Source organism: Kocuria sp. LHG3120, assembly GCF_049897445.1.
GTDB classification, from domain to species: Bacteria; Actinomycetota; Actinomycetes; order Actinomycetales; family Micrococcaceae; genus Kocuria; species Kocuria rosea.
Genome location: NZ_JAFCWG010000003.1, coordinates 128,326 through 144,829 on the forward strand (window position 1 = coordinate 128,326; position 16,504 = coordinate 144,829).

The following is a 16,504-nucleotide window of genomic DNA, read 5'->3' on the forward strand; positions in this document are numbered from 1 at the left end:
CCGGGCCGGGAGTCGACGGTCGGGGATGCTCCCCCGGTGCGCGCCGGGCGCCGGGGGCTGGGTGGCCGGTCGCCCGTCCCGGCCACAGCTCCGGGGACAGGAGAATTCCCCCTGTTACCTTTCGTGAACGAGCGTCGGGTCGTCCTGGCACGCACGAGGCCCCCGCACGGGAACAGGACCGTCTCGTCCCTGTTCCCGTGCGGGGGCCTCGTGCTGCGCCACGTCCCGGGTGCCGCTCAGCCGGCCGGGGAGCCCCGGTCCTCGTCGTCGCCGGAGGGCGTCGCCGCGGCGCCGTCGGGCCGGGCCGCCCAGGTGAGGTAGCCGCCGTCGAGGTTGACGACGTCCCGTCCGTGCTGCGCCAGGACCCGGGCCGCGAGGTAGCCGCGCAGGCCGGCCTGGCAGTGCACCACGAGCTCGCCCTCCGGCAGCTCGTCGAGGCGGTCCCGCAGCCGGTCCAGCTCGATGTTGATCCCGCCGGGGATCGGCATCGCCGTGTGCTCGCCCGGGGTGCGGACGTCCAGCAGGGTGGCGCCGGAGGCGAGGCGGTCGTCGAGCTCGTGCCACTGGACGGTCTCGACGAGCCCGTCCCGGTGGTTGCGGTCGATGTAGCCGAGCATGTTCACGGGGTCCTTGGCGGAGCCGTAGAGCGGGGAGTAGGCCAGCTCGAGCTCGGCGAGGTCGGCGGCCGCGATGCCGCCGGTGATGGCCGTGGCGAGGACGTCGATGCGCTTGTCCACGCCCGCCCCGCCCACGCCCTGGGCGCCGAGGATCGCGTCGTCCTCCGGGTCCACGAGCAGCTTGAGGGTCATCCCCTCCGCCCCGGGGTAGTAGCCGGCGTGGTTCGCGGGGTGCGTGTGGATCGCGCGGTAGGACCGGCCCGCGGCGCGCAGCCGCTTCTCGTTCCAGCCCGTGGCCGCGGCCGTGAGGCCGAAGACGCCGACCACGGAGGTGCCCAGCACCGGCCGGTCGGAGACGTCCATGCCGGCGATCACGTCGGCGACGAGCCGGCCCTGGAGATTGGCCGTGTTGGCCAGCGCGACGAGCGTGGCGGACCCGTCGAGGGCGTCGCGCTTCTCCACGGCGTCCCCCACGGCGTAGACGTCCGGGTCGGAGGTGCGGAGGTGCTCGTCGACGACGATGCCGCCGCGCGCCCCGACCTCCAGCCCCGCGGCCCGGGCCAGCGTGCTGTCGGGGCGGACGCCGACCGCGGCGAGGACCACGTCGGCCGGCAGCTCGGTGCCGTCGTCGAGCGTCACGGTGCGCTCCCCCACCTCGGTGACCGTGGTCCCCAGCCGCAGGTCGAGCCCGCGCTCGCGCATCAGGGTGTGCACGGGCTCGACCATCTCGGGGTCGAGCGGGGCCATGACCTGGGGGGCGGCCTCGACGAGGGAGACCTGCAGGCCGCGGTGGACGAGCTGCTCGGCGACCTCGAGGCCGACGTAGCCGCCGCCGACGACCACGGCGGAGCGGGCGCCCTCGACCGCGGCCACGACCGCGTCGGTGTCCTCGATGTCGCGCAGGACCAGGGCGCGCTCGATGCCGGGCACGGGCGGGCGGACGGGGACGGCCCCCGGGGAGAGGACGAGGACGTCGTAGCCCCGCTCCTCCTCCCGGCCGGAGGCGAGGTCCCGGACGCGCAGCACGTGCCGGTCCCTGTCGACGCCGACGACCTCGTGCCCCACCCGGACGTCGAGGCCGAACCGGGCGCCCAGGGACTGCGGGGTCTGCAGCAGCAGCGCGGAGCGCTCCTCGATGACGCCGCCCACGTGGTAGGGCAGGCCGCAGTTGGCGAAGGACACGTGGCCGCTGCGCTCGTACACCGTGATCTCGGCGTCCTCCAGCAGGCGGCGCAGACGGGTGGCCGCGGACATTCCGCCGGCGACGCCGCCCACGATGACGATTCTCATGCGGTCATGCTACCGGCGCCGCTCAGGCCGCCGCGCGGCCCGCCCGCTCCGGCCAGCCCGGTGTCCTGAGGCGGCGCCGGAGGGTGCTGCCGGGCCGGGAACCGGTGAACTCGCCGTCGGCCGCGCACGCCGCGACCCAGCCGGGCGCGTCCCGTCCCAGCACGTGCGCGGCGCGGGCGTAGGCCTGGGCCTCCACCGCGCTCTGCGCGGCGACCACGACCCGGTCCCACGGGCTCGCCGCGGCGGCGCCGGTCACCGGGTTGACCAGGACGCTCCCGGGGCTCTCCACCACCGCGAGGCCCCGCCGGCCGCGCTCGACGAGGGCCGCCCGCGCCCCGGGCTCCACACCGGCCCGGGGGTCGGCGGTCCGGGGGTCCGCGCTCCGTGCCGCCGGGGCGGCGCCCACGAGGGCGGCGGCCGCGGCGGTCGGCCCGCCCACGGCGCACGCCGCGCCGACCTCGGCGACCAGCGCAACGCCGGGGTGCGTCTCCGTGAAGGCCCGGACGATGCGGTCCGCCGCCCACGCGTCGGCGACCGGCGCGAGGTCCAGGACCGTGCCGCGGCGCATGCGCAGCCGCCGGGTGGCCACGTCCAGGTCGAGGCTCCCGATTCCGGGCGCCGGGTGCGGCTCGAGCCCGTCCAGGGCCCGCCAGGCCGCCCCGCCGGTGGTGGGATCGGTGAGCCCGCTCGTGAGGCGGGAGGAGAGCAGGGCGGCCGCGACGATCCCGGCGAGCACGGGCCCGAGGACGACGTCGACGTCCTCGTGCTCGGCGAACCGGTTCAGCAGGGACAGCTCTGAGTCGATGCGCTCGGGCGCCACGGCGCGGGCGACCTCGCGGCGCACGTGCTCGGCGAGCCGGACGGCCTCGGCCTGGAGGTCCGGGGCGGGGGCGCGCACGGCGCCGGCGTCCGGGGCGCGGGGCGGGATCGGGGTGGGCATGACCGTCTCCTGGTGGTGGGGGGAGAGGCGGACAACGGTGACGTGCGGGGGGACACGGACAGCTGCTGTCGAGCATACGCGCGCCGGGCCCGGCCGGCGGTGACGTGACCCCCCGTTACCCGACCGCCGTGCTCGCGCACCGGGACCGGCCCGTGACGGCCGCCGGGCCGCCGGCCGGGACGCCGAGCGGGGCCCCGGAGGGCGCCCGCACCCAGCGCAGCACGTCGGCCGGGCGGTTCGTGGTGAGCTGCTGGACGCCGAGCGCGCGGCACAGGTCCACGTCCCGTGCGGTGTCGACCGTCCAGACCCGCAGCACGCGTCCCTCCGCCCGCCACTGCCGCACGAGGTCGGGGCGGGCCCGGACGAAGTCCAGCCCCGGGCCCACCAGGTCCACGAGGCCCGCCGAGATCACGGGCAGCGCCGGCGGCACCACGAACCGCATCCCGGCGTGGAGCACCGCCGCGGCCGTGCGGCCCACGCGCAGGCTGTCCCCGACCGTGCGGCGGGTGGTCGTCCCGACCAGCTGGCACACGTGCCGGGCGGGCACCGTCTCCAGGAAGTGCCGGACGGCGTCGGGGTGGAAGCTCATCAGCGAGACCGTGACGTCGTCCAGCCGCCCGGTCTCGGGGTCCCAGCCCTCCCGCATCAGCAGCCCGAGGACCTCCTCCTCGAGCCGGTGGCCGAACGGGCTGGGGTGCTTCGTCTCCACGGCCAGGCCCACGGGCCGGCCCGCTCCCCGCAGCAGGTCCAGCAGCTCGGGCAGGGTGAGCAGCTGACGGCCCGGCGCCCCGTGGCCCGGCGGGATGCGCACGCCCTTCCAGGAGGTCCAGTCGAGGCGGCGCAGCTCAGCGAGCGTGCGCGCGGAGACGGGGCCCCGGCCGTCGCTCGTGCGGCCCAGCTGGGCGTCGTGGTGCAGGACGAGGTGGCCGTCGCGGCTGAGGTGGACGTCGCACTCCACCCCGTCGGCGCCGTCCAGCAGCGCCTGCACGTAGGCGGCCCGGGTGTGCTCGGGGAGGTCCGCGCTGGCCCCCCGGTGCGCGTAGACGATCGGCCGCACGGCGCTCCCTCGGCTGTCGGTCGGGGCGCGGTGCGCCCCGCTCGTGCACCAGGCTAGGGAGACGCGGTGAACGCGGGGCCACGCCCCGGCGGACCTGTCGTGAACGACGACGACGCCCCGCCGGGCGCGGGGCGTCGTCGAACGGCAGGGCGAGAGCGCGGCGCGGGGTCTACTGCTCGCCGGTGATCTCGCCGCGGGCCGCGGCGGCCGTGTCGGCCTTCCGGTCCCGCCTCCCCTTCCGGGACGTGCCGTCGTCGAACCGGGGGGCCCGCTCCTCGGGCTCGAGCTCGGCCGGGAACGTGGTGGGCAGCGGCCCGAACGCCTCGTGCGTCGCGGCGATGACCTGCTTGGACATGGCCAGGTTCGCTCCCCCGCCGACGATCGCGCCCACGCCGAACGGCAGGGCACGGCCGAACACGGCGCCGGTCTGCTTGAGCAGGAAGCGCTTGACGAACATGTTGCGGATGATCCTGCTGACGTCGAAGGTCTTCGAGTCGTCCTTGCCCATCATCAGGCCCCAGGAGGACATCATGCCGCGGCCCTTGGTGCCGCTGGCCAGGATCTGGTTCATGACCTGGCGGCCGTCCTCGCCGAGCATCAGGGCCATGACCATGGTGCGGGTCTTCTCCGGGTCCTCCGTGTGCACCCCGTGCAGCTCGGCGATCGCCTGGGCGTACAGGGCGGTGGCCTCGAGGTAGCCGACCACCGCGAAGGAGGACAGGCCGAGCGACGCGACGGTGCCGATGCCGGGGACCACCGCGGTGGCGCCGACGGCCCCGCCGCCCATGGTCACGGACCGGACGTAGATCTTCTCGAGCCGCCTGGCGATCTGCTCGGGCGTCTCGTCGGGGTGGTCGGCGCGCTCCTTCTTCACGAAGCCCAGGACCACGGGCCGCTGCACGCGCAGCACGGTGTCGAGGAGCTTGTTCATGGCGGGCTTGGGCTTGCCCTCGTCGTCGAACGCGTTGTTCAGGGGATTCAGGTCCATGGCGTGCTCTCCTTGTGGGGTGCCGGGACGGTGGGTCTCGGCCCACTATATGCACAGCAGGCTGATCGGGTCCCGGGATTCGCCGACGGCTGAGGAGGGGCGCGGTCAGCTCCCGGGCAGCCGGGAGACGGACGGGTCGACCTGCTGGAAGGAGTCCGGGAACTCGGCGCGCAGCCGGACCAGCTCCCGGGCGAACGCGTCCAGGTCCCGGTCCTCCTGGCTGACCGGCTGCCACTGCCGGGCCGGCAGGGCGTGGCCCTGGTCGTCGAGGGCGACCATGACCATGAGGCAGTTGGTGGTCAGCGCGAGCTCCCCGGTCGCGGGGTCCCCCGACCAGCAGTTCACGGAGATGTGCAGGCCGCGGGCCGCGGTGTGGATGAGCCGCGCCCGGACCTCCACGAGGTGGCCGATGTGCATGGGCCGGTAGAACCGGACGCCCCCGGCGTAGACGGCGATGACCGGCCGGCCCGCCCACCGGGCCCCGCACACGTACGCGGCCTCGTCGATCCAGCGCATGGCCGTGCCCCCGTGCACCTTCCCGCCCCAGTTGATGTCCGTGGGCGCGGCGAGGAAGCGTAGCACGGTCTCCTCGGCGGTGCCCTCGTCCGTGTACCGCTGCTCCGCCATCAGCTCCTCGATGCTGTTGCGCAGCTCGATCCGCCGCTGCGTGACGGCCGACTGCTGGCGCTCGTGCTCCGTCTCGGGCGCCCACTGCGGGACGGGGGTGGGGCGGCCGTCCCCGTCCACGGCCACCATGATGATCAGGCACGTGTCCTTGAGGGTCACCCCGTGCTCGCGGGGGTCCGCGGAGGCGACCTCCACCCGGATGTGCATCGAGGACCGTCCGGTGTGCACGATCTTCGCGGAGACCTCCACCATGTCCCCCACGCACACCGGGCGGTCGAAGTGGATGTTGCCCACGTACGCCGTCACGCAGTAGGCCCGGGACCAGCCCACGGCGCACGCGTAGGCGGCCTTGTCGATCCACTCGAGGACGCGCCCGCCGTCCACGGTGCCGGTGCGCCCGGCGTCGGTCGGGGCGGCGAGGAAGCGGAGAACGGCGGTGTCGCGTGCGGCCATGCCCCCAGTGTGGCACGGGTCACCGCGCGGTCCGCCCCGCGGCTCACCCGACCGCTCGCCCGCTCACTCGACGACGGGCGCCCACGCGTTGAGCCGGCGGAGCATGTCCGACTTCTTGCGGGTGTGCCCCTCCATCCGCACGAGGATGTCGTCGAGGGCCTCGATCGCGTCCACCACGAACGGTCCCTTGTTGAGCATCACGCACTCGGCGCGCTGGCCCATCGCCGCGTCCGTGACCTCGGCCCGGGAGGGCAGGCCCTTCTTGGCGAGGGACTCCAGGACCTGGGTGGCCCAGACCACGGGCACGTGCCCGGCCTCGCACAGCCACAGGATCTCCTCCTGCACCTCGGCCATCCGCTCGAACCCGGCCTCGACCGCGAGGTCCCCGCGCGCGATCATGACGCCCACGTCCTGCCACCGCATGGCCTCCAGCAGCATCGCGGGCAGGGACTCGAAGCCGCCCACGGTCTCGATCTTGAGGGTGACGTCCAGGGCGGTGTTGCCGATCCGCTCGAGCTCCCGCAGCAGGTCGGTCACGTCCTCCCGCGAGCGCACGAAGGACATGTTGACGATGTCGGCGTGCTCGGCCACGAACGGCAGGTGCGTGCGGTCCTCGTCGGTGAGCGAGGAGATGCGCAGGTCCGTCTCGGGCAGGTTGATGCCCTTCCCCGCTTTGAGCTTGGTGCCGTCGGGGCCCGCCTGCAGCACCTCCAGCACGATCTCGTCGGGCCCCACGGAGGTGATCCGGCAGCGGATCCTCCCGTCGTCGATCCAGGCCGGCTGCCCCTCCCGGGCGTCCGTGAACACCTCGGGCAGGGAGCAGCCGATCCGGAAGGGGCTCTCGGACCGGACCGGGGCGGGTGCGAGGTCCCGGGTCAGCACCACGGTGTCCCCCGCGCGCACGCGCAGGGACTGCTCGACGGCGGGCAGCTCGCCGAGCATGCCCTCCGTGCCGTCCTCGGCCCGCACGGCCAGGCCCGTGGCGAAGTACACGGTCTTGGCGCACTCGACGAGCACGCCGGGCCCGGTGGCCTCGATCACCCGCAGGGTCCGTCCGGAGCCGCGCGCGTCCTTGAGCCGCAGCCGCTCCCCCGGGGTGCGGGCCGCGGTCCAGGCGGCGCCGGCCACGGGGACGGCCGGGGCGTCGTCGTCGACCGCCGGGTCCGCCTCGCCCAGCCAGAGGCGGGCCGGGGCGGTCACCCGGCCGCCGCTGTCCCGGGTGGGCTTGATCTTCTCGACCTGCGGACCGGGCTCGATCGGCCCGGTGCGCAGCTTGGGCCCCGCGAGGTCCATGGCCACGCGGACCTCGCGGCCGAGCGCCTGCCCGGCCGCCCGGACGTGCCCGATCATGGCCGCCCACTGCTCGGGGCCGTCGTGCGCGCAGTTGATCCGGGCCACGTCCATCCCGGCGCGGACCATGTCCTGGACGAGCCGGGGGTCCGCGGCGGCCTCCGAGGGGAAGGTGACCATGATCCGGGTGCTGCGCCCCTCCCGGCCCGGGCCGAGCAGGGCCGCGGTGTTGCGGCGCAGCACCTCCGCACCGGGCTCGTCGGGCTCGTCGGGGCCGGGCGCCCCGACGTCCTCCTCCGGTCGGCCGGCGAGCACGCGGAGGGTCTCCAGCACGGCGCCGAGGTGGCTCATGACCCCGGCCTCCATCCGCCCCAGGGAAGACACGCCCAGGCCGCTGAGGTCCCGCTGCAGGTCCCGCACGTCCTGGCTGCGCACGGCCACGTAGTCCACGAGGTTGAGCGCGGACCCGCGGTGGCGGGGGTTCACGCGCTCGAGCTGCGGCACGGCCGCCCGGCGGGCCCGGAGCACCACGTCGACGAGCGCCGCGACCCGGTCGTGCAGCCGCGCGGCGCACTCCTGCCGGGCGGTCGCCGCCATGCCGTGCTCCCTCCCGCGGTCCCGGCCGGGAGCTGCCCCGCCGCGACCGCCGTCGACCTGCTGACTCCCCATGATCCTCCTCGTCCGCCCGGCTGTCAGCGCCGACCGTACCCGCCCCGGGCGAACAGCGGCTGAACACGAGGCGACGGGGCCTCAGGCGGGGCGGGCGAACGGGGAGCGGCGCAGGCGGTAGCCGTGGACGGGGATCAGCCGGCGGGAGCCGGTGCCGGCCTCCAGGATCCAGAGCAGCCGCAGGTGGGGCGCGCACTGGCCCACCGTGCCGACGTGGCGGAGGTGGTCCTGCTCCCACACCTCGATCCGGTCGCCGGGGCGGATCCGCGCGGGGTCCTGGACCCAGGTGTCATCGGTGGTCGCGTCGACGGTCGTCGCTCGGAGGGTCGTCATGGCGGCACGTCCTCTCGGGGGTCGGGGTCCGGGGAGGGGGCCCTCGGACACCTCCAGGATCGTCCGCCGATGTGGCCGGCACGTTTCCGTGCGATGGACGGGCCGTGCACTCGTCCCGCGGTGGCTGTGAGACTCACCACGGGGACCGGCGGAGGGCTAGGCTCGTGCGGACGCCACCGCCTGCGCCCGCCCCGCGGCGGGCGGCAGGTCCCGCCACCGGAAGGAGCCGCTGTGATCAGCTCGGAGAACGTCAGGGCCTACGTGGAGCGCATGGCCTCGGACGAGCCCGCCCCCGGCGGCGGCGCCGCGGGCGCCCTGCAGGCGGCGCTGGGCGCGGCCCTGATCGCGATGTCCGCACGCTACTCCACGGCGTCCGAGCACACGGACCGTGCCCGGCGCGCGGCCGACCGGGCCGAGGAGCTGATCCCGCGCGCGCTGGGCCTGGCGGACGCCGACGCCGAGGCCTTCGGCGCGCTCTCGGCCGCCTACACCCTGCCGAAGGACACCGCCGAGGAGAAGGCGGAGCGCTCGCGGGCGGTCCAGGAGGCCACGGCCGGCGCCGCGCGTCCCCCGCGGGAGCTGATCGGGGTGGGCACCGAGGTGGTCGGGCTCGCGCGCGAGCTGACCGGCTGGTGCAACCCCAACGTCCTCAGCGACGTGGCGGCGGCCTCCGAGGCGGCCCGGGCCGCGGTGGCCACGGCCATGGTGACGCTCGAGATCAACGTCCGCGCCCTCAAGGACGCCGCGACCCGGGAGGAGCTGCGTGCGGGGCTGGCCGAGGGCGAGCGGGCCGTCGAGGACGCCGCGGAGCTCACGCGGCTGATCCGCGAGCGCGTCCGGGGCTGAGGACCGGGCCCGCGGGGCCTCAGTCCTCCGCGCCCGCGGCGCTCTCCGTGCCCGCCGTGCCCGCGGGGCGGCGCACCCCGAAGGAGCCGACGACGGCGAGCAGCGAGATGATCCCGCCGCACAGGAAGGCGCTCCGCACGCCCGCCTCGGTGGCCTCCGGAGCCGAGGCCCCGGAGGCCGCCGCGCCGGCGGCGGAGAGGGTCAGCACGGTGACGAACAGGGCCGTGCCCGCCGCGCCCGCCACCTGCTGCAGGGTGCCCACCATGGCGGAGCCGTGCGAGTACAGCCGTGTCGGCAGGGCGCCCAGGCCCGCGGTGAACAGCGGGGTGAACATCAGGGCCAGACCCGTGCTGAGCACCACGTGGGCGAGCAGCAGCATCGGGACGGGCGTGGCCCCCGTGGTGGAGGCGAGGTACCACAGGGACGCGCTCAGCAGGATCGAGCCCGGCACGAGCAGCACGGTGGGGCCCGATCGGTCGTAGACCCGGCCCACGAAGGGTGCCAGCAGTCCCATGACGAGCCCGCCGGGCAGCAGCAGCAGGCCCGTGCCCAGGGGGTCGAGGCCGTGCACGGTCTGCAGGTAGATGGGCAGGACGATCAGCGTGCCGAAGAGGGCCATCATGCTGACGGCGAGCACCGCCGTGGACATCGTGAACACCCGGGACCGGAAGGTGCGCAGGTCCAGCAGGGCGCGGTCCGCGCGCTGCAGCCGCGTCTGGCGCCGCACGAACACGGCCAGCGCTGCCACGCCCAGCACGAGCGGCACCCACGCCGGGAGCGCGGCGTCCCCGCCCTCGCCGAGCGTGCTCAGGCCGTAGACCAGGCCGCCGAAGCCCAGGGCCGAGAGAACCACCGAGACCACGTCCAGCGGCGCCGGACGGGGCTCGGTGACGTTCTGCATCCGCCACGCGCCGAGCAGCAGGGAGCCCACCGCGATCGGCAGCACCAGGATGAACATCCACCGCCACTCGAGCACGCTGAGGATGACGCCCGAGATGGTGGGCCCCACGGCCGGGGCGACCGAGATGACGATCGAGATGTTGCCCATGACCCGCCCGCGCCCGGCCGGCGGCACGAGGGTCAGCACCGTGGTCATCAGCAGCGGCATCATGATGGCCGTGCCGCCGGCCTGCACCACCCGCCCCGCGAGCAGCGTCCCGAACCCGGGCGCGGCCGCGCAGACGAGGGTGCCGAGGCTGAAGAGGGTCATGGCGGTCAGGAACACGGGCCGGGTGTGCAGGCGCTGGAGCAGGAACCCCGTCACCGGGATGACCACGGCCATGGTCAGCATGTAGGCGGTGGTGAGCCACTGGCCGGCGACCGCCGTGACGGAGAGGTCGGCCATGAGGCGGGGCAGCGCCACGCCCATGATCGTCTCGTTGAGGATCACCACGAACGTGGAGACCAGCAGCAGCCCGATGACCAGGCGGTTGCGGGCGGAGTGGTCGGTGTCCGCGACGACGGCCGGGGGGCCGGTGTCCGGGAGCCCGGTGGCGGGCGCGGGGGCGGGGACGGGAGGGGTCTCGGACACGGGGACGTCGGGTGCCATGGGCGGGGATCCTTCGGGACGCAGCAGTGGTTCACCGGTAGAGCCGTCCCGGCCCCCGCTTCATTCCCGTCCGGGAAGTGACAATGGGCTCATGCGCAGATACCTCAAGGACGCCGGCGTGCACGCCGAGATCACCCCGGACGGCTTCACCGAGGGCGGGTTCGTGCTCTCCATCGGCGGGGCCGAGCAGTCCCACGTGGACCTCGCCCGCCCCGGGGAGATCTTCTACGAGTACCTGCGGCGGATCGGCGGCGTCGTCGACGTGGTGGCGGCGCCGGGTGCGCCGGTCACCGCGGTCCACCTGGGCGCCGGGGCCCTGACGCTCGCCCGGTACGTGGCCGCGACCCGGCCCGGCTCCGCGCAGGTGGCCGTGGAGCTCGAGCGGGAGCTGCCCGCGTTCGTGCTCGAGGCGCTGCCCCTGCCCGTGGGGGCGGACGTGCGCGTCGTGATCGACGACGCCCGGGCGGCCTTGCCGGACGTCGTCGCCCCCGGGACCGCGGACCTCGTGGTCCTCGACGTCTTCTCGGGCCGGGACGCCCCCGCCCACCTCACGGAGCCGTCCTTCTACGCCGAGGCCGCCGGGCTGCTGGCGCCCGGCGGGGTGCTGGTCGTCAACGTGGGCGACGACCCCGGGCTGGCGTTCTTCGCCGGGCAGGCGCGGGCGATGCGGGAGGCGCTGGCCGACGTGTGGTGCCTGGCCGAGGAGCGGCTGCTCACGGGGCGCTACCCGGGCAACCTGGTCCTCGTGGGCGGGCGCCGAGCCCTGCCCCGGGAGTGGGCGGACGCCTTCGCCGCCGCCGGACCGCACCCGGCGGGTGTGCTGGACGGCCTCGGCCTGGAGGAACTGCTCCACCGCCTGTAGCGTGGATCACACCGCCGAGCCGAGGAGCGTGCTGTGAGCACCGCCGAGAACACCGCAGAGAGCACCGCCACGAACACCACCGCGAACATCCCCGGGAACACCGCTGGGAGCGCCGCCGGGGACACCGCCGTCCTGGAGTCCGTCCCCGCCGTCGAGGGCGAGACGTTCTCCCGGGTGGCCCTGACGCCGGCCGCCGTGGAGCTGCTCGGGACGCTGCGGGGGATCCACGGGCGGCTGATGTTCCACCAGTCCGGCGGGTGCTGCGACGGCTCCGCGCCCATGTGCTACCCGGCCGGGGACTTCCTCACCGGCCCGGCGGACGTGCTGCTGGGCGTGTTCACACTGCCCGGTGACCCGGCCACGGCCGAGCTCGAGTTCTGGATGTCCCGCGAGCAGTTCGAGTACTGGAAGCACACCCTCCTCACGGTGGACGTGGTGGAGGGCCGCGGCTCCGGGTTCTCGGTGGAGGCACCGGAGGGCAAGCGCTTCCTGATCCGCTCGGCGCTCATGCAGGATCCGGCCGGCTCCTGAGCCGGCCCTGCTCGTCGAAGGACGGGCCCCGGTCGTGGACCGGGAAGGTGGTGAAGGCCGGGACCTCGTAGGGGTGGGCCCCGGCCATCGCCCGCAGCACGCGCTCGCGCTCGGCGGCCGGATACAGCGTCTCGATGCGGACCTCGTCGACCTCCTGGGGCCGGCCGACCTCCCCGATCACGGGGTGGGCCCCCGGCAGCGGCGTGAACCGCCCGGTGCCGCGGCTCACGAACGCGGTGTGGGAGTAGTTCCCGGCCCGTCCCGCCCCGGCCTCGCCCAGGGCCTGCAGGACCTGCTCGGCGTGGGTGGCGGGGACGAAGACGACCAGGCAGTGCTGCTCGCCGCTCGGGGGCTCAGTGCTCATGGGGGGCGCAGACCTCCGGTTCGTCGTGGTCGGCGGGCTCCAGCTGGATCGTGGAGTGCTGGACGGACACGGGGAAGTGCTCGGCCACGCACTGCTGGATCCGGCCCAGCGCCTCCGCGGAGCCGCCGGAGTAGAAGTACTCCTCCTCGAGCACCACGTGGGCGGTGAGCACGGGCAGGTCCGAGGAGATCCGGGTCGCGTGCAGGTCGTGGACCTCCACCACGTGCGGGAGCTCGAGGATGTGCCCGCGGACCTCGTCCATGTCGAGCCCGGGGGGCACGCTCTCCATGAGCACGGACAGGGACTCCACGAGCAGCCGGACGGTGCGGGGCACGATGAGCGCGCCGATGAGCAGCGCCACCACGGCGTCCGCCTGCACCCAGCTGGTGAGGGTGATGACCACGGCCGCGACGATCACGGCGACCGAGCCCAGTGCGTCGTTGAGCACCTCGAGCATCGCCGCGCGCAGGTTCAGGTTCGAGCGCCGGCCCCCGAAGAGCACCGCCATCGCCACGAGGTTGCCGGCCAGGCCCAGGGCGCCGAAGACCAGCATCTCGGCCGAGGCCACCGGGTGCGGCTCGAGGAACCGGCGCACGCCCTCCACGAGCACGAACAGCCCCACGGCCAGCAGCACCCCGGCCTGCAGGGCCGCGGCCACGATCTCCGCACGTCGCCAGCCCCACGTGCGCCGGGCGCTGGGCGGGCGCAGGGTCAGCTGCGCGGCGATCAGCGCGAGCAGCAGCCCGCCCGCGTCCGTGAGCACGTGGGCGGTGTCGATGAGGAGCGCCAGGGAGCCCGTCCACAGGGCGCCGACCAGCTGGACGACGAACAGCGCCGCGGTGATCCCGAAGGCGGTGGCGATCCGCCACCGGTCGGTCCCGGGACCGGCGTGCGAGTGCCCGGGCCCGTGGTCGTGCTCCGCGCGTCCGCGGTCCCCGGCGTGGTCGTGAGCCATGCCCCCATCGTAGAACGCGGGCGGGGGCGCGGCGTCGCGGCTCAGCCGGTGACGAACCCGCGGAACTCCCCGGTGGCGGGGCCGTAGTGGGAGTCCACCTTCATCACGGCGCCGGGCGTGCCGCCGCCGTTGAGGGCCTTGAGCAGGTCCCGCACGGCGTGCCGGGGGCCCTCGGCGATCACCCCCACGGTGCCGTCCGCGTTGTTCACCGCCGAGCCGTGCAGGCCCAGCCGCTCCGCGTGGCGCGCGGTCCACCAGCGGAACCCGACGCCCTGCACGGAGCCGTGCACCACGGCGGTCAGGCGCAGGACCTCCTCGAGGTCCAGCCGTTCGGGGTCCCGGCCGGCGGTGGCTCCCTGGTGGATCGGGGGCAGGCTCACAGGTCCACCACCGTGGACTGGCCGGGGTCGATCTGCTCCCCGGTGGCGCGGGCCCTGGCCCAGCGCAGCGCGGTGGCGACCGTCCCGGGGCTGCGCCAGTGCTCGGCGGTCTCCGTGCGCACGCGCAGCACCACGAGCCCGGGGGTGGCGGGCCCGTCCGGGTAGTACGCCTTCAGCGCGTCGGACCACAGCCCCTCGAGCACCTGCCGGTCCTCGACCACCTCGGCGGCGCCGGAGATCGAGACCCATTCGTGGTCCCCCACGAACGCGACGTTGACGGCGTCGTTGGCCGCCACGTCCCGGACCGAGGAGGTGTCCCGGCTGGTGAAGAAGTTGAGGTCCTCCCCCGGGGCCACGTCGACCACGGTCATCGGGCGGCTGACGAGCTTGCCGGTGGCCTCGCGGGTGCTGAGCATGCCGACGCGGGTGCGGTTCACGAACTCGACGATGTGCTGGATGTCATCCTGGTGGGTGCTCATGTGGTCAGATTAGGGAACGACCGGGCCTCGTGGCACGGCCGGGCCCGGGAATTCATCATGGGCGGAACCGCTTGTCGTGCGCCGGCGCGCCGGAACGGCCCGGCCGGCCGGCCCACGAGAAGGACGAGAGGACGAGAGCAGGACCATGGACGACACACAGGTCTCGGAGCAGACCGCGGAGAGCACGACGGAGAGCACCACCGGGGCGCTCAGCGCCCAGGACCGGATCGAGATCGCCGAGATCCTGAGCTTCTCCTCGCACCTGCTGGACAACCGCCAGTGGGACATGTTCGGGGAGGTGTTCGTGCCGGGAGTCCGCCTCAGCGCACCGCAGGGGGAGTTCGACGGCCCGGCGGGCGTGCGGCGCTTCGTCGAGTCCGTCGATCTCGCCCGCTTCCCCGCCACGCACACCCTGAACTCGATCGTAGAGGCCGTGGACGCGGACACCGCCGTGTGCTGGTCCAGGATGCTGCTGCTGACGTGGGACCGGAGGGTGGCCTGCGGCGACTACATCGACACGTTCCGGCGCACCGCCGACGGGTGGCGGATCGAGCGGCGCACCGTGGCGCCCCGCAACGACTCCGCCTCCGCGGCGCTCGCCGAGGGCGGCTACGCGCCGGCCCCGTACGCCTACGCGATGTTCGACGACGCCGTGCTCGCGGCCGCCGACCGGACCCGCCGGTGAGCCCCGCACCGGGCGCGGGGTGGGACCGGGTGCCCGCCGCCGAGGCGCTCGAGATCGGCACCGTCCTGAGCCGGTGCGCCCGGGTGGTGGACGCCCGCGCCTGGCCGGACCTGGACCGGGTGTTCACCGGGGACGCCGTCGTCGTCTCCCCGGGCGGGACCGCGCGCGGGCCCGCGGAGATCGCCGAGCGGACCCTGGCCGAGACCCGGGACCCCCACCTGGTCACCGACACGGTGCTGCGCCGGCTCGCCCCGGACCGGGTGCGGGCCTGGAGCAAGTGGCTGGTGGTGTGCGCCGACGGGACCGCGCTGGCCGGGGACCAGCTGGACCTGTTCGTGCGCACCCCGGACGGCTGGCGGATCGCCGAGCGCCGCATCGCCGCCCTGGACGCGCCCGGGCCCGGCACGACCGCGCCCGGCGCGACCGCACGCGTCCTGGGGACGACCGACTTCCTGGCCTAGGAACCCTGCGCCGTTCCTGGTCAGGAGCCCTGTTGCGACGGGCGGCCGCCGCGCCCGGGGTCCCGGTGCGCGGCGGCCGCCCCTCGTGCGGTGCGCTCAGGCGGTCACCGCTGCACCTCGAGCGCCTCGGTGATGAGCGTGTGCCCGTCGGAGAACTCGATGGTCTTCCCGATGGTCGAGGGGTCGTCCAGCACGGCCGCGACCACGAGCGCCACGTTGGCCCGCGAGGTCCGGTGCTCGCCGTCCCGCTCGCCCGCGGACACGTCGATCCTGCCGGTCGCCTCGTCCTCGGTGAGGGCGCCGGGGCCCACGATCGTCCAGTCGAGCGAGGAGGCGCGCAGGTGGTCGTCGGCGTCGGCCTTGGCCTGGGCGTAGGCGTGGAAGGGGTCGTCCTCGGGGACGCCGTGGTCCTGGCCGGCGCCGAAGTAGGAGACCATGACGAAGCGCTTGGCGCCGGCCATCACGGCCGCGTCCATCGCGCGGATCGCCGCGTCCCGGTCCACGGCGTAGGTGCGCTCGGGGCTGCCGCCGCCGGCGCCGGCGCTCCACACGACGGCGTCCTGGCCCTCGAGCAGGTCCGCGAGCTGGGCGACCGACAGCTGCTCCACGTCGGCCACCACGGGGGACGCGCCGGTGTTCTCGACGTCGTCCGTGTGGTCGGGGTTGCGGAAGATGCTCGTGACGTCGTTGCCGCCGGTCTTGAGCAGCTGGGCGAGGACGAGGGCGACCTTGCCGTGGCCGCCGATGATGGCTGTGCGGGACATGGATGTGCTCCTTGGGGTGGTGAGAGGACGTGGTGTTCTCCCCCGACGCTAGCCCCCTCCCGGCCGCAGGGACACGGCTCACGCGGAGGGCGAAACCGGGAATGCGCCCGGCCCCGGCGTCCGGCGCCGCGGACGCCTCGGGTAGCCTCGACGGGACCCCTGTTCCCGACCGGAGGCTGCCCCGTGCTGATCTTCCAGCTCCTGCTGACCGCGATCGCCCTCGTCCTGCTGGTCGTCGCCCTGATCGACGGCGCGTGGACGCTCGCGCTCATCGCCGCCATGATGCTGATGATCGCGGTGTCCGGCGTGTTCATCGCCTACCGCCGGGAGAAGCACCTGGGCCGGCGCTGAGCGCCCCCGCTCC

19 protein-coding genes are annotated in these 16,504 nt (G+C 74.9%); 6 read left to right on the forward strand and 13 right to left on the reverse strand.

Annotated elements, in window-relative coordinates:
• Positions 1-236 precede the first annotated feature (236 nt).
• From ACP7CD_RS07495 to ACP7CD_RS07525, 7 genes are all read right to left on the reverse strand, one after another.
• On the reverse strand, positions 237-1,907 hold the full coding sequence (locus ACP7CD_RS07495) for an FAD-dependent oxidoreductase (protein WP_109242922.1): 1,671 nt from the start codon (positions 1,905-1,907) through the stop codon (positions 237-239).
• A gap of 22 nt (positions 1,908-1,929) precedes the next feature.
• Positions 1,930-2,847 (reverse strand): FAD:protein FMN transferase, encoded by a 918-nt coding sequence (locus tag ACP7CD_RS07500; RefSeq protein ID WP_426119760.1) that lies wholly within the window; start codon positions 2,845-2,847, stop codon positions 1,930-1,932.
• A 115-nt stretch (positions 2,848-2,962) separates the two neighbouring features.
• Positions 2,963-3,904, reverse strand: coding sequence for a glycerophosphodiester phosphodiesterase (locus tag ACP7CD_RS07505; protein WP_426119762.1), 942 nt, complete (start codon positions 3,902-3,904; stop codon positions 2,963-2,965).
• 169 nt (positions 3,905-4,073) lie between these two features.
• The gene (locus tag ACP7CD_RS07510; RefSeq protein ID WP_426119765.1) at positions 4,074-4,892 is read right to left on the reverse strand and encodes a di- and tripeptidase; all 819 of its coding nucleotides are present in this window, start codon (positions 4,890-4,892) and stop codon (positions 4,074-4,076) included.
• A gap of 105 nt (positions 4,893-4,997) precedes the next feature.
• The gene (locus tag ACP7CD_RS07515; RefSeq protein WP_017833489.1) at positions 4,998-5,972 is read right to left on the reverse strand and encodes an acyl-CoA thioesterase; all 975 of its coding nucleotides are present in this window, start codon (positions 5,970-5,972) and stop codon (positions 4,998-5,000) included.
• Positions 5,973-6,035: 63 nt separating this feature from the next.
• Entirely contained in the window at positions 6,036-7,931 is a 1,896-nt protein-coding gene (locus tag ACP7CD_RS07520) for a pyruvate kinase (protein ID WP_426119767.1), read from the reverse strand.
• Positions 7,932-8,012: 81 nt separating this feature from the next.
• Entirely contained in the window at positions 8,013-8,264 is a 252-nt protein-coding gene (locus ACP7CD_RS07525; RefSeq protein ID WP_017833487.1) for a hypothetical protein, read from the reverse strand.
• A 231-nt stretch (positions 8,265-8,495) separates the two neighbouring features.
• On the opposite strand from ACP7CD_RS07525, the gene ACP7CD_RS07530 reads away from it, so the two are divergent.
• Positions 8,496-9,110: a cyclodeaminase/cyclohydrolase family protein gene (locus ACP7CD_RS07530; protein ID WP_197723068.1), complete on the forward strand. Its 615-nt coding sequence runs from the start codon at positions 8,496-8,498 to the stop codon at positions 9,108-9,110.
• Between the two features lie 19 nt (positions 9,111-9,129).
• Here the strand turns inward: ACP7CD_RS07530 and ACP7CD_RS07535 are convergent, their stop codons facing one another.
• Entirely contained in the window at positions 9,130-10,659 is a 1,530-nt protein-coding gene (locus tag ACP7CD_RS07535) for a DHA2 family efflux MFS transporter permease subunit (protein WP_426119770.1), read from the reverse strand.
• 91 nt (positions 10,660-10,750) lie between these two features.
• Here ACP7CD_RS07535 and ACP7CD_RS07540 point away from each other — a divergent pair, with 91 nt between their 5' ends.
• Positions 10,751-11,521, forward strand: coding sequence for a spermidine synthase (locus ACP7CD_RS07540; RefSeq protein ID WP_031283031.1), 771 nt, complete (start codon positions 10,751-10,753; stop codon positions 11,519-11,521).
• Positions 11,522-11,608: 87 nt separating this feature from the next.
• Positions 11,609-12,052: a DUF779 domain-containing protein gene (locus ACP7CD_RS07545; RefSeq protein ID WP_336649670.1), complete on the forward strand. Its 444-nt coding sequence runs from the start codon at positions 11,609-11,611 to the stop codon at positions 12,050-12,052.
• On the opposite strand, the gene ACP7CD_RS07550 is transcribed toward ACP7CD_RS07545, so the two are convergent.
• From ACP7CD_RS07550 to ACP7CD_RS07565, 4 genes are read right to left on the reverse strand one after another with little or no spacing between them, the layout of a single operon-like run.
• A complete protein-coding gene (locus ACP7CD_RS07550) occupies positions 12,027-12,416 on the reverse strand; it encodes a hypothetical protein (RefSeq protein WP_017833482.1) in 390 nt (129 codons plus the stop codon). The two genes, ACP7CD_RS07545 and ACP7CD_RS07550, sit on opposite strands and share 26 nt — an antisense overlap.
• Positions 12,406-13,371, reverse strand: coding sequence for a cation diffusion facilitator family transporter (locus ACP7CD_RS07555; protein ID WP_336649642.1), 966 nt, complete (start codon positions 13,369-13,371; stop codon positions 12,406-12,408). The genes ACP7CD_RS07550 and ACP7CD_RS07555 overlap by 11 nt, the downstream gene beginning before the upstream one ends.
• Positions 13,372-13,412: 41 nt before the next feature.
• Complete coding sequence (locus ACP7CD_RS07560) at positions 13,413-13,751, reverse strand: acylphosphatase (RefSeq protein WP_017833480.1); 339 nt, start codon at positions 13,749-13,751, stop codon at positions 13,413-13,415.
• Positions 13,748-14,230: a pyridoxamine 5'-phosphate oxidase family protein gene (locus ACP7CD_RS07565; protein WP_017833479.1), complete on the reverse strand. Its 483-nt coding sequence runs from the start codon at positions 14,228-14,230 to the stop codon at positions 13,748-13,750. Before ACP7CD_RS07565 ends, ACP7CD_RS07560 begins: the two co-directional genes overlap by 4 nt.
• A gap of 145 nt (positions 14,231-14,375) precedes the next feature.
• Here ACP7CD_RS07565 and ACP7CD_RS07570 point away from each other — a divergent pair, with 145 nt between their 5' ends.
• Positions 14,376-14,915, forward strand: coding sequence for a nuclear transport factor 2 family protein (locus ACP7CD_RS07570; RefSeq protein ID WP_336649641.1), 540 nt, complete (start codon positions 14,376-14,378; stop codon positions 14,913-14,915).
• Positions 14,912-15,376, forward strand: coding sequence for a nuclear transport factor 2 family protein (locus ACP7CD_RS07575; RefSeq protein ID WP_426119774.1), 465 nt, complete (start codon positions 14,912-14,914; stop codon positions 15,374-15,376). Before ACP7CD_RS07570 ends, ACP7CD_RS07575 begins: the two co-directional genes overlap by 4 nt.
• Before the next feature lie 104 nt (positions 15,377-15,480).
• On the opposite strand, the gene ACP7CD_RS07580 is transcribed toward ACP7CD_RS07575, so the two are convergent.
• Complete coding sequence (locus ACP7CD_RS07580) at positions 15,481-16,140, reverse strand: SDR family oxidoreductase (RefSeq protein ID WP_426119777.1); 660 nt, start codon at positions 16,138-16,140, stop codon at positions 15,481-15,483.
• A 183-nt stretch (positions 16,141-16,323) separates the two neighbouring features.
• On the opposite strand from ACP7CD_RS07580, the gene ACP7CD_RS07585 reads away from it, so the two are divergent.
• Positions 16,324-16,491 carry a hypothetical protein gene (locus ACP7CD_RS07585; RefSeq protein ID WP_017833475.1) on the forward strand — a complete coding sequence of 56 codons (168 nt, stop codon included), beginning with the start codon at positions 16,324-16,326 and terminating at the stop codon, positions 16,489-16,491.
• Positions 16,492-16,504 lie beyond the last annotated feature (13 nt).

Excerpts from the sequence above, each read along its gene's own strand:
- ACP7CD_RS07495 (WP_109242922.1), bottom strand. The coding sequence starts at position 1,907 with ATGAGAATCGTCATCGTGGGCGGCGTCGCCGGCGGAATGTCCGCGGCC.
- ACP7CD_RS07500 (WP_426119760.1), bottom strand. The coding sequence starts at position 2,847 with ATGCCCACCCCGATCCCGCCCCGCGCCCCGGACGCCGGCGCCGTGCGC.
- ACP7CD_RS07510 (WP_426119765.1), bottom strand. The coding sequence starts at position 4,892 with ATGGACCTGAATCCCCTGAACAACGCGTTCGACGACGAGGGCAAGCCC.
- ACP7CD_RS07515 (WP_017833489.1), bottom strand. The coding sequence starts at position 5,972 with ATGGCCGCACGCGACACCGCCGTTCTCCGCTTCCTCGCCGCCCCGACC.
- ACP7CD_RS07520 (WP_426119767.1), bottom strand. The coding sequence starts at position 7,931 with ATGGGGAGTCAGCAGGTCGACGGCGGTCGCGGCGGGGCAGCTCCCGGC.
- ACP7CD_RS07525 (WP_017833487.1), bottom strand. The coding sequence starts at position 8,264 with ATGACGACCCTCCGAGCGACGACCGTCGACGCGACCACCGATGACACC.
- ACP7CD_RS07535 (WP_426119770.1), bottom strand. The coding sequence starts at position 10,659 with ATGGCACCCGACGTCCCCGTGTCCGAGACCCCTCCCGTCCCCGCCCCC.
- ACP7CD_RS07540 (WP_031283031.1), top strand. The coding sequence starts at position 10,751 with ATGCGCAGATACCTCAAGGACGCCGGCGTGCACGCCGAGATCACCCCG.
- ACP7CD_RS07550 (WP_017833482.1), bottom strand. The coding sequence starts at position 12,416 with ATGAGCACTGAGCCCCCGAGCGGCGAGCAGCACTGCCTGGTCGTCTTC.
- ACP7CD_RS07555 (WP_336649642.1), bottom strand. The coding sequence starts at position 13,371 with ATGGCTCACGACCACGCCGGGGACCGCGGACGCGCGGAGCACGACCAC.
- ACP7CD_RS07565 (WP_017833479.1), bottom strand. The coding sequence starts at position 14,230 with ATGAGCACCCACCAGGATGACATCCAGCACATCGTCGAGTTCGTGAAC.
- ACP7CD_RS07570 (WP_336649641.1), top strand. The coding sequence starts at position 14,376 with ATGGACGACACACAGGTCTCGGAGCAGACCGCGGAGAGCACGACGGAG.
- ACP7CD_RS07580 (WP_426119777.1), bottom strand. The coding sequence starts at position 16,140 with ATGTCCCGCACAGCCATCATCGGCGGCCACGGCAAGGTCGCCCTCGTC.